The sequence below is a fragment of the Mumia sp. genome, assembly GCF_028803055.1.
GTDB lineage: Bacteria > Actinomycetota > Actinomycetes > Propionibacteriales > Nocardioidaceae > Mumia.
Map to the genome: position 1 here is coordinate 1 of NZ_JARBCJ010000081.1, position 13,852 is coordinate 13,852.

Annotated in this window: 15 protein-coding genes; 11 read left to right on the plus strand and 4 right to left on the minus strand. The window is 71.4% G+C overall.

Going from position 1 to position 13,852, the window contains the following annotated elements; genetic code table 11:
* A partial coding sequence (locus PV363_RS09550) for a 4-hydroxy-3-methylbut-2-enyl diphosphate reductase (RefSeq protein WP_301022215.1) occupies positions 1–913 on the minus strand: 913 nt, incomplete at its 3' end.
* Between the two features lie 106 nt (positions 914–1,019).
* Between PV363_RS09550 and xseA the strand changes: the two genes are divergently transcribed.
* Together xseA and PV363_RS09560 are read left to right on the plus strand one after the other, a co-directional pair.
* Complete coding sequence (gene xseA / locus PV363_RS09555; RefSeq protein ID WP_301022208.1) at positions 1,020–2,261, plus strand: exodeoxyribonuclease VII large subunit; 1,242 nt, start codon at positions 1,020–1,022, stop codon at positions 2,259–2,261.
* Positions 2,261–2,518, plus strand: coding sequence for an exodeoxyribonuclease VII small subunit (locus PV363_RS09560; protein ID WP_220346344.1), 258 nt, complete (start codon positions 2,261–2,263; stop codon positions 2,516–2,518). Before xseA ends, PV363_RS09560 begins: the two co-directional genes overlap by 1 nt.
* A gap of 7 nt (positions 2,519–2,525) precedes the next feature.
* On the opposite strand, the gene PV363_RS09565 is transcribed toward PV363_RS09560, so the two are convergent.
* Positions 2,526–3,122 (minus strand): DUF4245 domain-containing protein, encoded by a 597-nt coding sequence (locus PV363_RS09565; protein ID WP_220346343.1) that lies wholly within the window; start codon positions 3,120–3,122, stop codon positions 2,526–2,528.
* A 129-nt stretch (positions 3,123–3,251) separates the two neighbouring features.
* On the opposite strand from PV363_RS09565, the gene PV363_RS09570 reads away from it, so the two are divergent.
* From PV363_RS09570 to PV363_RS09610, 9 genes are all read left to right on the plus strand, one after another.
* A complete protein-coding gene (locus PV363_RS09570; RefSeq protein ID WP_220343815.1) occupies positions 3,252–3,647 on the plus strand; it encodes a TOBE domain-containing protein in 396 nt (131 codons plus the stop codon).
* The gene (gene modA / locus PV363_RS09575) at positions 3,644–4,408 is read left to right on the plus strand and encodes a molybdate ABC transporter substrate-binding protein (protein WP_220343814.1); all 765 of its coding nucleotides are present in this window, start codon (positions 3,644–3,646) and stop codon (positions 4,406–4,408) included. Before PV363_RS09570 ends, modA begins: the two co-directional genes overlap by 4 nt.
* A complete protein-coding gene (locus PV363_RS09580) occupies positions 4,405–5,208 on the plus strand; it encodes an ABC transporter permease (protein WP_301022209.1) in 804 nt (267 codons plus the stop codon). Before modA ends, PV363_RS09580 begins: the two co-directional genes overlap by 4 nt.
* A complete protein-coding gene (locus tag PV363_RS09585; protein WP_220346342.1) occupies positions 5,205–6,212 on the plus strand; it encodes an ABC transporter ATP-binding protein in 1,008 nt (335 codons plus the stop codon). The genes PV363_RS09580 and PV363_RS09585 overlap by 4 nt, the downstream gene beginning before the upstream one ends.
* An 80-nt stretch (positions 6,213–6,292) precedes the next feature.
* Positions 6,293–7,330, plus strand: coding sequence for a class II fructose-bisphosphatase (gene glpX / locus PV363_RS09590; protein ID WP_220343812.1), 1,038 nt, complete (start codon positions 6,293–6,295; stop codon positions 7,328–7,330).
* Positions 7,331–7,337: 7 nt separating this feature from the next.
* Positions 7,338–8,255, plus strand: coding sequence for a carbohydrate kinase (locus PV363_RS09595; RefSeq protein WP_301022210.1), 918 nt, complete (start codon positions 7,338–7,340; stop codon positions 8,253–8,255).
* A 34-nt stretch (positions 8,256–8,289) separates the two neighbouring features.
* Entirely contained in the window at positions 8,290–9,189 is a 900-nt protein-coding gene (locus tag PV363_RS09600) for an alpha/beta hydrolase (RefSeq protein WP_301022211.1), read from the plus strand.
* A complete protein-coding gene (locus tag PV363_RS09605; protein ID WP_220343809.1) occupies positions 9,173–9,811 on the plus strand; it encodes a hypothetical protein in 639 nt (212 codons plus the stop codon). The genes PV363_RS09600 and PV363_RS09605 overlap by 17 nt, the downstream gene beginning before the upstream one ends.
* 42 nt (positions 9,812–9,853) lie before the next feature.
* Positions 9,854–11,248, plus strand: coding sequence for a class II fumarate hydratase (locus PV363_RS09610; protein ID WP_301022212.1), 1,395 nt, complete (start codon positions 9,854–9,856; stop codon positions 11,246–11,248).
* Positions 11,249–11,331: 83 nt separating this feature from the next.
* Here PV363_RS09610 and PV363_RS09615 read toward each other — a convergent pair whose 3' ends face one another.
* Entirely contained in the window at positions 11,332–12,780 is a 1,449-nt protein-coding gene (locus tag PV363_RS09615) for a DUF2079 domain-containing protein (RefSeq protein ID WP_301022213.1), read from the minus strand.
* On the minus strand, positions 12,777–13,709 hold the full coding sequence (locus PV363_RS09620) for an alpha/beta hydrolase-fold protein (protein WP_301022214.1): 933 nt from the start codon (positions 13,707–13,709) through the stop codon (positions 12,777–12,779). Before PV363_RS09620 ends, PV363_RS09615 begins: the two co-directional genes overlap by 4 nt.
* Between the last annotated feature and the right edge of the window lie 143 nt (positions 13,710–13,852).

Below are 13,852 nucleotides of genomic sequence, written 5' to 3' on the forward strand. Positions count from 1 at the left end.
GGCTCTCCTCCGCGGTGTGCACGGCTGTCGCGGTCGGGAAGCCGCGGTCGTTGAGGTACGACAGCACGCCCTCGACGAGCTCCTCCGGCACCGACGCGCCGGACGTCACGCCGACCTTCTCGACACCCTCGAGCCACTCCTCGCGCATCTCGCTCACGTCGTCGATCCGGTACGACGCCTTGGCGCCGGCCTCGAGCGCGACCTCGACGAGCCGGACCGAGTTGGACGAGTTCGCGGAGCCGACCACGATCATCAGGTCGGAGCCCTCCGAGATCTCCTTGACCGCGAGCTGCCGGTTCTGGGTGGCGTAGCAGATGTCGTCGCTCGGCGGGTCCTCCAGCTGAGGGAACTTGTCCCGCAGCGCGTCGACGATGTCCATCGTCTCGTCCACGCTGAGCGTGGTCTGCGACAGCCAGGACAGCTTGGTGCCGGCGGGGAAGGACAGTGCCTCGACGTCGGCGACGGTCTCCACGAGCGTGATCGCCTCCGGGGCCTCGCCGGAGGTGCCTTCGACCTCCTCGTGACCGGCGTGCCCGATCAGCAGGATCCGGTAGTCCTCACGGGCGAACCGCCTGGCCTCGTGGTGCACCTTGGTGACCAGCGGGCAGGTCGCGTCGATCGTCTTCAGCCCGCGAGCCTGGGCGTCGTCGTGGACGGCCGGTGAGACACCGTGCGCGGAGAACACCACCGTCGAACCGGCCGGGACCTCGTCGAGCTCCTCGACGAACACCGCCCCACGGTCCTCGAGGGTCTGCACGACGTGCTTGTTGTGGACGATCTGCTTGCGGACGTAGACGGGAGCGCCGTACAGGTCGAGCGCCTTCTCCACGGTGATCACGGCGCGGTCGACGCCGGCGCAGTAGCCACGCGGCGCGGCGAGCAGAAGGTCACGGTCTGCTCCGAGGGTGGGCATGCCGAGAGTCACGGAGTCCGAAGCCATGGCTCCATCGTAGGGGAGCCCTCCACAGCCTCCGACGGCGTCGCGTCCTGCTGTCGGCCGGAGCACCTAGGGTGGCGGCATGGCCCTCGAGACCAGCCCCGACTCCCCCGCGCCGCTGCGTGTGATCTCCCAGCTGATGGGCGACTACATCGCGCGCCTCGGGGCCCAGTGGATCGAGGGCGAGGTCGCCCAGCTGACGCGACGCCAAGGGGTCTGCTTCCTCACGCTGCGCGACCTCGACGCCAAGATCTCCATGTCGGTCACCTGCCGCCGTGTGGTGCTCGACCGGTCCTCGACGCCGATCACGGAGGGCGCCCGGGTCGTCGTCCACGCACGGCCCGACTTCTATCCGACCAACGGCTCGCTGTCGCTCAACGCCCGCGACATCCGCCCGGTCGGCATGGGTGAGCTGCTCGCCCGCATCGAGCAGCGCCGTCAGCTGCTCGCCGCCGAGGGACTGTTCGACGTCGCCCGCAAGCGGCCGCTGCCGTTTCTCCCGCACCGGATCGGGCTCATCACGGGCAAGGGGTCGGCCGCGGAGCACGACATCCTCGAGAACGCGCGCCTGCGCTGGCCGGGGGTCGAGTTCGTCACCACCTATGCCCTGATGCAGGGCAACCAAGCCGCGGCGCAGGTCATCACCGCCCTGCGCGAGCTCGACGCGGACGAGACCGTCGACGTGATCGTCATCGCGCGTGGGGGTGGCTCCGTCGAGGATCTCCTGCCCTTCTCCGACGAAGGCCTGGTGCGCGCCGTCTCCGCAGCCCGTACGCCGGTGGTGAGCGCGATCGGTCACGAGCCCGACACGCCGCTGCTCGACTACGTGGCCGACGTGCGTGCCTCGACACCGACCGATGCCGCGAAGCGCGTCGTGCCTGCCGTGGCCGACGAGCTCCATCACCTCACCCAGCTGCGGCGCCGCGCCTGGTACTCGGTCGATCAGCGGCTCGGACGTGAGCAGCACGGACTCGACGCGATCCGCAGCCGGCCCGTCCTCGCGCGCCCGAGCACCCTCATCGACGAGCAGACCGCCCGCGTCGAGGACCTGTGCGCTCGGGCCCGCCGCTCGCTGGGACACCGGCTCGACCTCTCCCACCACGAGGTCGCCGGACAGCTCGCGCGTGTGCGGTCGCTCTCACCGCTGCGGACCCTCGAGCGCGGCTACGCCGTCGCCCAGGCGCCGGACGGCAGCGTCGTCACGTCCATCGACCAGCTGTCGCCCGACGACGAGGTCACGCTCCGAGTCGTCGACGGCCACGCCCGCCTCCGTACGCTGTCCACGGCGCCCGCGCCGCACGCCGACCTCGACGAGGAGTCCTGATGCCCGACACACCCGCCGGCGACACCCCGTCCGCCGCACCTGCGATCCCCTACGAGCAGGCCCGCGAGGAGCTCGCGGAGGTCGTCGGCAAGCTGGAGACGGGTGGCACGACCCTCGAGGAGTCGCTCGCGCTCTGGGAGCGCGGCGAGGAGCTGGCGGCGATCTGTCAGCAGTGGCTCGACGGGGCCCGTGCTCGCCTGCAGCGCGCGCAGGACCAGGCGGCGCAGCGACGTGACGGGACCGACACCACGGAGTGACGCGCGGTCACTCCGTCGTCAGCAGCTCCAGATAGCGCTCGATGTCCGTGCGCGGCGCAGGCCCTCCGACGAGGAGGGTCATCTCACCCTCCTCGCGGACGAAGGCAGTCTCGCCGTCGCCCGTCCAGAGCTGCCAGGTCTTGCCCGCGACCTCGACGTCGTCCTTCTGCGTGGCGCCGGACGCATACCGTTCGACCATGCGTGGGACCGAGTCGATCTCCTGCTCCAGGCCGATGTAGCGGTCGCCGTCGGTGAGCACCCCGAGATGCCAGCGGCCGTCGCGCCCCGGCTCGTACGTGACGCCGTTGGCGCGCCACCCGTCAGGTAGGGACGTCGGCGCGTAGACGGGGAACGGCGCGGACTTGCGCACTCCCTCCACCGTCTCCTCGTACGCGACGGCCGGACGCTCCTCTGGTGTGTAGCCCATGAAGAACTGACCCACGACGAAGAGCCCGATCACGATCGCCCCGATCACCAGCATGGATCGCGCGATGTCGGAGAACGCCGGGTTGCCGCGCGACGAGGGCGGCTTCGCTGGAGGAGTCTGGTCCACAGGCCTGCCGGGTGCCGCCGGAGGAGTCGGGGACGGGTCGGTGCTGCTCACGGTGCCATTCTCCCAGGCCCGCCCAGCGCGGGCTCCGGCACGCCGACGGGGCGTACGACGGCGTCCGCAGATGCGGCCTTGGCTTACCATTGTCAGACGCACCTGCGGATGATGCGCTAGGTTTCTGACGTGCCTGCGTATCGCTACTCCGAGGCGGCCGACCTGCTCGGCGTCAGCGACGACACCGTGCGCCGCTGGGGCGACCAGGGCCGGTTCACCCCGAGCCGGACGCCCTCAGGCGCGGCGGCCGTGGACGGTCACGACCTCGCGGCCCTCGCAGTCGCCCTGGCGGACGGCGACGAGACCAGCCGGTCCCGTGCCCGCAGCGCTCGCAACCAGTTCCGCGGCATCGTCACCAAGGTGGTCGCCGACACGGTGATGGCGCAGGTCGAGATGTGCTGCGGTCCCTTCAGGGTCGTCTCCCTGATCAGTGCCGAGGCGGTCCGCGACCTGGGCCTGGAGGTCGGCGTGGTCGCAGTCGCCGGGGTGAAGGCGACCAACGTCACCGTGGAGGTCGGCCCGTGAGCCGTTCGCCGCTCCTCCTGTCGGCCGCCCTCTTCGCGTTGATGGCTGCCACCGCCTGCGGCGGCGCAGACGACGGCGGCGGGACGCAGGACCGTACGCTCACCGTCCTGGCAGCGTCGTCGCTCACCGAGGCCTTCGACGACCTGGAGACGGTGTTCGAGCGGGAGCACGACGGGGTGGACGTCCGGCTGTCGTACGACTCCTCAGCTGTTCTCGCTGAACAGGTCATCCAGGGTGCGCCCGCCGACGTCCTCGCGACCGCCGACGAGACGACGATGCGCAAGGTCGTCGACGCGGACGCCGCCGACGGCGACCCGGTGCTCTTCGCGAGCAACACACTCGTCATCGCCACCCCGCCCGGCAACCCCGGCGACGTCCGCGGCGTGCGGGACCTGGGCCGGGCGACGTTCGCCGTCTGCGTACCGCAAGCACCGTGCGGTGATGCCGCCCAGCGGCTCCTCGCCCTCGACGGCAGCACCGCGAAGCCGACGACCGAGGAGCAGAACGTGAAGGGCGTCCTCGCCAAGGTGACCCTCGGCGAGGTCGACGCCGGACTGGTCTACCGCTCCGACGCCCAGGCCGCCGGCGACAAGGTCGAGACCGTCGAGGCGCAGAACGCCTCGGAGGTCGTCAACGTCGATCCGATCGTGGTCCTCGTCGACTCGCAGGCCACCGAGCTCGCTGTCGACTGGGTCGACCTCATCGTCAGCGAGCAGGGGCAGAAGGTCCTCGCGCGGCACGGGTTCGGGCCAGCCGCGTGACCAGGCAGGGCGGTGCCGCCCTCGGACGGGTGCCGGTCACGCTCGTCGTCCCGTCCGTCGTCGGCCTCCTCCTCCTGCTCCTCCCCCTCGGAGGACTGCTGCTGCGGGCCCCCTGGGGGACGTTCGTCGAGCGCCTCGGCGAGCCGGAGATCCTCGACGCGCTGCGCCTGAGCCTGCTGACCTCGACGATCGCCACGGCCGTGTGCCTCGTGCTCGGGGTGCCTCTCGCGTGGGTGCTCGCCCGTACGACCTTCCGCGGGCGAGGTCTTGTCCGGGCGCTGGTGAGTGTCCCGCTGGTCCTCCCGCCGGTGGTCGGTGGCGTCGCCCTGCTGATGGTGTTCGGGCGGCGGGGCGTCCTCGGGCAGTGGCTCGACGACGCGTTCGGGATCACGGTGCCGTTCACCACCGCCGCCGTCGTGCTGGCGCAGGCCTTCGTCGCAATGCCGTTCCTCGTGATGGCCGTGGAGGGCGCACTCCGTACGGCTGATCCCCGGTACGACGAGGTCGCCGCCACCCTCGGCGCGCGCCGCCTGGTGACGTTCTGGCGCGTCACGCTGCCGCTCGCCGGGCCGGGGATCGCCGCGGGCGCCGCGCTCGCGTGGGCGCGGGCACTCGGCGAGTTCGGTGCCACGATCACCTTCGCCGGCAGCGTCCCTGGCGTGACCCGCACGATGCCGCTGGAGATCTACGGCGCGATGCAGTCCGACCCCGACACGGCGATCATGCTGAGCGTCATCCTGCTGGCGATCAGCGTCGCGGTGCTGGTCGGCCTGCGCGGTTCCTGGGCAGGGCGCACATGACCGAGAAGGGTCTCGACGCACGTCTCGTCCTGCGCCGTGGCGCGCTCACCATCGACGTCACGCTGCAGGTCGCACCCGGGGAGGTTCTCGCCCTGGTCGGTCCGAACGGAGCCGGCAAGAGCAGCGTCCTGCGCGCGCTCGCAGGACTGAGCGATCTCGATTCGGGCCGCGTCGCTCTCGGCGGCACCGTTCTCGAGGACACCGCCACCGGCGTACGGGTCCCCACCCCCGAGCGCGACCTGACGATGGTCTTCCAGGATCCGCTGCTCTTCCCTCATCTCACCGTGCGCGACAACGTCGCGTTCGGCCTGCGCCACCACCCCTCCGCGCCCTCGACGAGCCGACGGCCAGCCCGTGAACGCGCCACGGCGGCCCTCGAAAGGAGCGGCCTCGCTCAGTTCGCCGGGCGTCGGGCGACGCGCCTGTCCGGCGGCCAGCGACAGCGGGTCGCGATCGTCCGTGCGCTCGCCTGCGATCCAGGGCTCCTCCTGCTCGACGAACCGACCTCCGCGCTCGACGTCGCCGTCACCGCGCAGGTCCGGGCGTTCCTGCGGCGGCACGTCCGCGACTTCGGCGGCGTGACCGTTCTCGTGTCACACGACCCCCTCGACGCGTTCGTCCTCGCCGACCGCGTCGCCGTGCTCGAGGAGGGACGGATCACCCAGGCGGGGACCCCCGACGAGGTCGCTCGTCGCCCACGCACCGACTACGTCGCGCACCTGATGGGGATGAACCTGCTGCGCGAGCGCGACACCTTCCGGACGTTCTCGCCGACCGCCGTCACGTTGTACGGGGAGGAGCCGGTCACGTCCGCGCGCAACGTGTGGCGGCTCGAGGTCACCGGTCTCGTCCCGCACGGTGACGCGGTCCGCGTCCAGCTGCGCGGCGAGGTGTCGCTCCTCGCTGACGTCACCCGCGCGGCCGTGGCCGATCTCGACCTGCACGAGGGGGTCTCGGTGTGGGCGAGCGTGAAGGCCACCGAGGTGACGACGTTCGAGGACTGACGCCGCCGATCCGCAATTGTGGTGGCACCCACGAAAACGCCGACCCCGAGGCCGCAGCGACTCGGACGTAGGATGCGGCCATGACCGACAGCGCGCAAGGATCCAAGCTGCCAGGCCCTCTCACCCCCGCCAAGGCCGCGCCTGACCGCAACCTCGCCCTCGACCTGGTCCGCGTGACCGAGGCGGCGGCGATGGCGGCAGGCCGCTGGGTCGGCCGGGGTGACAAGAACGGCGCGGACGGTGTCGCGGTCAACGCGATGCGATCCCTCATCAACACCGTCGGCATGAGCGGCGTCGTCGTGATCGGCGAGGGCGAGAAGGACAACGCCCCGATGCTGTTCAACGGCGAGGAGGTCGGTGACGGCACCGGACCCGAGGCTGATGTGGCGGTGGACCCGATCGACGGCACCACGCTGGCGGCCAAGGGCATGCCCGGAGCGGTCTCCGTGCTCGCCGTCGCTCCCCGCGGCGCGATGTTCGATCCGTCGGCCGTCTTCTACATGGACAAGCTGGCGGTCGGCCCCGAGGCCGCCGACGTGATCGACATCCGGCTCCCCATCTCGGAGAACATCCGGCTGGTCGCCAAGGCCAAGAGCCTCTCCGTCTCATCGGTCACGGTGTGCGTGCTGGACCGCCCGCGACACCAGGGTCTCGTCGACGAGATCCGCAAGACCGGCGCACGCATCAAGTTCATCAGCGACGGCGACGTCGCAGGCTCGATCTACGCCGCGCGCCCCGGCACGGGCGTCGACATCCTCGCCGGTGTGGGCGGTACGCCGGAGGGCATCATCACCGCCTGCGCGATGAAGGCGCTCGGCGGCGCGGTCCAGGGCACCCTCTGGCCGACCGGTGACGAGGAGCGGCAGAAGGCGGTCGACGCCGGCCTGGACGTCGACGCGATCCTCACCACCGACGACCTGGTCAAGGGCGACGACTGCTTCTTCGTCGCGACCGGCATCACCGACGGCGAGCTGATGCGCGGAGTCCGCTACGGATCCGGCTCCGCGATCACCGAGTCCCTCGTGATGCGCTCGCGATCGGGCACCTACCGCAAGATCATCTCGGAGCACCGCATGGAGAAGCTCCGCGCCTACGCCTCCATCGACTACGAGAGCTGAGCCGACGATGCCCGCGGTCACCGACCGCACGCTGGTCGTCGGGGAGGCGCTGGTCGACCTGACGCGTGACTCCGGCGGCCACGAGTCGGCGCACCCTGGCGGCTCTCCGCTCAACGTCGCCGTCGGGCTCGCGCGTCTCGGCCTCCCGACGGTCCTCGCCGCGCAGGTCGGCGACGACGAGTACGGCGAGCTGCTGCGCGACCACGTCGACGCCTCCGACGTCGACCTGCGCTCGCTGCCTCCGCACCACGGAGACAGTGCGGTCGCGGTGGCCCAGCTCGACCACCACGGCGTGGCGACGTACCACTTCGAGCTGACGTGGGACCCGTCCGAGATGCCGGGCCCGGCCGGCTTCGCGCTCCTCCACGTGGGATCCATCGGCGCGGCGCTCCGACCCGGAGCCGACGCTGTCGAGCGCCTGGTCGAGGAGGCGGTCGCCGCGGGCGTCCCGGTCTCGTACGACCCCAACGTCCGACCCGCCATCACCCCCGACCTGTCCGACGTCCGCGAGCGCGTCGACCGGATCGTGCCGCGGGCCGCGTTCGTCAAGCTCAGCGACGCTGACGCCGCCGAGCTCCGCCCCGACCTGGACCCCGCCGCCTACGCCGCCCGGATCGCAGGTGAGGGTCCCCGGCTCGTCGCACTCACCCGCGGCGGGGACGGGGCGACCCTCTTCAGCGGCGGCGCGTCCGTCGAGGTGGCGCCTCCGCCGATCACGGTCGCCGACACGATCGGTGCCGGCGACTCCTTCATGGCGGCCCTGCTGGCCGGCATCCTCGTCCGCGGCTGGACGGAGCGGCCGGCGTTCGACGAGGAGGCGCTGACGTGGCTCGGCGAGCTCGCGGTCCATGCCTCGGCCGTCACCTGCTCTCGCCCGGGCGCGGACCCTCCGCACCTCAAGGAGCTCCCCGAGCTGCTCGCGTGACCGGGACGTCGCAACGCCTGCCTACGATGGAAGGGTGACCGACCGGATCGCCAGGCTCGACAGCGGACTCAGCCTCGCCTACGAGACGTTCGGCGATCCGGACGACCAGACTCTGCTCCTCGTGATGGGGCTCGGCTGCCCGATGAACTGGTGGCGGACCGAGTTCTGCGAGTCCCTCGCCGACCACGGCTTCCACGTCGTCCGGTACGACTCCCGTGACGTGGGCCGCTCGACCCGGTTCGACCGCGCCCCCGTGACCCGCGCCCAGGTGGTGTCGACGTTCACAGGGCTGCGGCGTGACGTGCCGTACGCGATGACGGACCTCGCCGCCGACGCCGTCGGCCTCCTGGACGCGCTCGGCGTCGACGCCGCTCACGTCGTGGGCCAGTCGATGGGAGGGATGGTGGCCCAGACGGTCGCCGTCGAGCACCCCGACCGCCTGCGTTCGCTGACCTCGATCATGTCGACGACCGGCCGCCGTACGGTCGGGTGGCAGCACCCTCGACTCCTCGGGATGCTGCTCGGTGCCCCCGGTGAGGGCGAGGAGGCATACGTCCGGCGCTCCGTACGCAGCGCTCGTGCGATCTCGAGCCGCCAGTTCGCTCTCGCGCCCGAGGCCGTCGAGGCGCGCGCCCGCGAGACGTACGCCCGGGGTTGGTCGGTCGAGGGCACAATGCGTCACATGCTCGCCGTGATGACCCAGCCAGACCGCACCCGCGCGCTCGCCTCCGTCGCCGCACCCACGTTGGTGATCCACGGCAGCGCGGACCCCATGGTGCACCCGTCCGGCGGCCGCGCGACTGCCGCTGCCGTCCCGGGCGCCGAGCTGCTGATGGTTCCCGGCATGGCGCACGAGATCCCGGTCGATCTCGAGGGACTCTTCGCCGCATCGATCGCCCGGACAGCGCGGAGGGCTCATGCACACGCGCGGTGATGCCGTCGTCCGCCGGCGTGAGGACGGCGCGCTGGAGCTCCGTGTCAACGGCGTGTTCGTCATGGACGACGTCGAGACGACCTCGGAGCGTCTGCTCGCTCGTACGGCCCTGGCGGGTGCGGCCGACCCGCGCCACGTCGTGGTCGGCGGCCTCGGCATGGGGTTCACGCTGCGGGAGATCCTCACCGACCGACGGGTCAGGCAGGTGACGGTCGCCGAGCTCGAGCCGGCGATCCCCGCGTTCATGCGCGAGGGGACGTTGCCGGGAGCCGATCTCCTCGACGACCGACGGGTGGGCCTCCACGTCGGGGACGTGCGCGACGTCGTCGGCGACCTCGCGCCGCGGAGCGTCGACGTGATCCTCCTCGACGTGGACAACGGTCCCGACTTCCTGGTGAACGACAGCAACGCCGACCTGTACGGAGCGCCCTTCATCGCGACCTGTGCCGAGCGTCTGCGCGACCTCGGCGAGCTGTGCATCTGGTCGATGGACGACTCGGCCGCGGTCCGCGAGGCCCTCGCGGCGTCGTTCGCCCACGTCTACGCCGAGCGCGTCCCCGTACGCCTCCAGGGTCGCGCCGAGGCGTACTGGCTCCTGAGGGGCCGCGTCCCACGACGGTGACCCCGCGCCCGCCCGTACGTCGGGCCGGATAATCTCGCTCTCATGAGCACTGAGACCGAGTACCGCATCGAGCACGACACCATGGGCGAGGTCAAGGTGCCCGCCGACGCTCTCTACAAGGCCCAGACCCAGCGCGCCGTCGAGAACTTCCCGATCTCCGGCAGCACGCTCGAGCCGCAGCACATCCGCGCGATCGCCCTGGTGAAGCTGGCCTGCGCGAAGGCGAACGCCGAGCTCGGTGTGATCGACCAGGACGTCGCCGACGCGATCGTCGCCGCGGCCCAGGAGGTCGCCGCCGGCGACCACGACGACCAGTTTCCGATCGACGTCTTCCAGACCGGGTCGGGCACGTCGAGCAACATGAACATGAACGAGGTGCTCTCGACCCTCGCGACCCGCCGCCTGGGCCGCGACGTGCACCCCAACGATCACGTCAACGCGTCGCAGTCGTCCAACGACACGTTCCCCACCTCGATCCACGTGGCCGCGACCGAGGCCGCGATCAACGACCTGATCCCGGCGCTCGACCACCTCGCTGCCGGTCTCGCCGCGAAGGGCTCGGAGTGGTCCGAGATCGTGAAGTCCGGGCGTACGCACCTCATGGACGCGACGCCGGTGACTCTCGGCCAGGAGTTCAACGGCTACGCCGCCCAGGTCCGTCGTGGCATCGAGCGCGTCGAGTCCGCTCTCCCCCGCGTGGCGGAGGTCCCGCTCGGCGGGACGGCCGTCGGCACCGGGATCAACACGCCGGCGGGCTTCCCGCAGCGCGTCATCGAGATCCTCGGCGAGGAGACCGGCCTGCCTCTTACGGAGGCGGTCGACCACTTCGAGGCGCAGGGCGCGCGCGACGGGCTCGTCGAGCTGTCCGGCCAGCTGAAGACGATCGCGGTCAGCCTCGTCAAGATCAACAACGACCTGCGCTGGATGGGCTCCGGCCCGCGCACCGGTCTCGGCGAGCTCAACCTCCCCGATCTCCAGCCGGGCTCGAGCATCATGCCGGGCAAGGTCAACCCGGTCATCCCCGAGGCCGTGCTCATGGTGTGCTCGCAGGTGATCGGCAACGACACCGCGATCACGTTCGCGGGCCAGTCGGGCTCGTTCGAGCTCAACGTCCAGATGCCGGTGATGGCCCGTGCGCTCCTGGAGTCGATCCGCCTGCTCTCGAACTCGTCGCGCGTGCTCGCCGACAAGTGCATCGCCAGCACGGTGCCCAACGCCGAGCGCTGCGCGGAGCTGGCCGAGTCGTCGCCGTCGATCGTGACGCCGCTCAACAAGTACATCGGCTACGAGAACGCCGCCAAGGTCGCCAAGACGGCGCTCAAGGAGCAGAAGACGATCCGCCAGACGGTGCTCGACATGGGCTACGTGGCCGAGGGCCTCGTGACGATCGCGCAGCTCGATGCAGCTCTCGACGTACTCTCCATGACGCATCCCTGAGCCGGCCGGGTGACCCGCGGACGCCAGAGGGTGACCCGCGGGCGCCAGAGGGTGACCCGCGGACGCCAGAGAGTGACCCGTGGTCAGTCGATGCGGCGCGCGACCTGGTAGCCGTCGCGGTCGAGCACGGTCTCCCAGCTCGTGCCCGGGTGCCGCTCTCGTGCGTACGCCGCAGCGTCTGGCGCCTGCCCGCCCCAGCTCGTGAAGGCGTCGATCACCATCCAGTCGGGGACCGCGTCACCTACGGTGCCGGTCCAGTAGACCGTGCGGTCGCTGGTCAGGTGGGTGATCAGGCCGATGTCGGTCTCGACCTTCGCCCCCTCCGGCACGAGCGCCAGGACCTCCTCGGCGGCGGCGGCGCGCGGACTCGCCTCGTAGGTCTCCGCCTCCGCCAGCCGCGCCAGGGGGAACTGTGACACGAGTGCCAGGGCGACGCCTGCTACCAGTGCGGGGACGTGGGTGGCGTAGCGGCGGAGCCAGGTCGGCGACGCCCAGGTCCACCGACTCCTCTCCTCGGCCTCTTCCGCGGCCCGCAACCGCGCGATCGCGTCGAGCATCGCCACGAACACGATCGGCATGATGACCAGGCCGTAGTGCCAGTCGGTGCCCCAGTAGTACTCGTTGTCCCCGACGAAGCGCCACAGCAGCGTAGGCCCAGCCACGAGGACCCAGGGCGACCTCAGCGCGAGGAAGCCCGTGACGCCGAAGGTCGCGATCAGCGTCGGGAGCTTGAGGTCCCACCCCGCCCAGAACGTCGCCCACGGCCCCGGGCCGCCCTCGCCGCCCGCTCCGATCACGCCGACGTAGTCGTAGCCGCCGCCGGGGTTGAACGACGGGATCACGACCAGGAGCGTCAGCGCGAACCCGCAGAGCCCGATCACGGCCGTCGCGGCGCCGATCCGGCGGGTACCGGAGATGGCGAGGACGATCCCGACCGCGAGCACGGTCAGACCCAGGTCTTCCTTGACGAGCAGCAGCGGCAGGGACCATGCGGCCGCTGTCCACCACCGGCGCTCGAGATAGGCGACGCCGGAGAGGGCCAGGAAGACGGCGGCGAAGGCCACCTCGTGGAAGTCGACCCACACCGCGGAGGCGATGCCGAACGACACCCCGTACGCCAGTCCGACCGCGAGGCCGGCGGCAGAACCGAGGAGGCGGACCGCGCCGCGCGCGATCACCCACACCGACAGCGCGATGAGAACGGCCTGCGCGACGAGCAGGGTCCGGCCGTCGGGGAAGACGCGGTAGAACGGGGCTACGAGCGCGGTGACGGGCGAGAAGTGGTCGCCCAGGATGTTGTATCCGGGAGCCTTGATGTCGACGATCGGCGCCTCGAGCCTCGAGTAGGCCGCGATCGCCTGCTCGAAGATGGCGTTGTCCCACGACGGCGTCTCGAAGCGTCGGAAGCGGAGCAAGGACACCGCCGCGTACGCCGTGCCGCAGACGACGGCCAGCAGAGCGGGGCCGAGGATGCCGACTGCGCCGGAGCGTCTGCGCGCGCCGACGTCGTCCTCGGTCGAGGGGTCGGTCATGCCGACACGCTATCCGGCGGGGCCAGCGGTCCGCCGCGGTCTCCCCGTGCCGATGCCGCGAAGTGGTCACCGAGGAAGGCCAGCTGGCGCGGGGCCATCCGCCGCCAGTAGCCGACGGTGTGTCTGCCGGGTTGGAACCCGCCCGCAGGGCGCCGCTCGAACCCACGCACGTAGTCGCGGGTGGCGGCGGCGAACGGGTCCGACCGTCCGCAGTCGATCCGCACCGGGATCCCTCGCAGGGACTCCTGCCGCGAGGTCACGTCGACCGCAGCGAAATCGTCCGCGTCGTCGTACGCGCCCGGCGCCGTGTCGGCGTAGTCGCGCCACAGCGCTGGACTCATCACGGCCACGGCGGCGACTCGATCGGGCCCGAGGGACCCAGTCAGGTGAAGGGCTCCGAACCCGCCCATCGACCAGCCGAGCAGCCCGACGCGGTCGGTGCGCACCCCGTGGCGGGCCACCAGCGGGAGGAGCTCGTCGACGATCATGGCGGGGGCGTCGTCACCGTCGTCGCGTGCATGCCAGTAGCTCTCTCCGCCGTCGACGCTCACCAGGGCAAAGGGCGGTGTCCCTCCGGCGACCGTTGCCGCGAGAAAGCGATCGAGGCCCAGGTATCCGGGGCTGAACGCGGAGGCGTGGTCGTTGCCCCGGCCGTGGAGCACGACGGCTACCGGCAGGTCGCGGGAGTGCCCTGGCGGCAGTGCGAGACCCCAACCGCACCGCTGACCACGGCGCGCTGCGGAGCTGAAGGAGCCGGTGAGGAGGCGTCCCGGGCGTACCTGCGGCACGACACCGTCCGCGCCGTCGTCCTCGAACGCGCGGGAGGCGACGGCACCACCGGCGACGAGGCCGACGGTGGCCACACCGCCGATGACGAGACGGCGTCGTGTCAGGTGACGGGCGACGGCGGAGTCCGGCGTACGGCGCATGCGGACATCCTCACGGCTCACGACACCGGTGTCCGGCGAAACTGGATCGGCGTCAGTACCAGCCGTGGGCGTTCTTGAACGCCAACGCCGAGCACGGGTCGCCGAAGCGGTCCTTGATGTAGCCCAGGCCCCACTTGATCTGG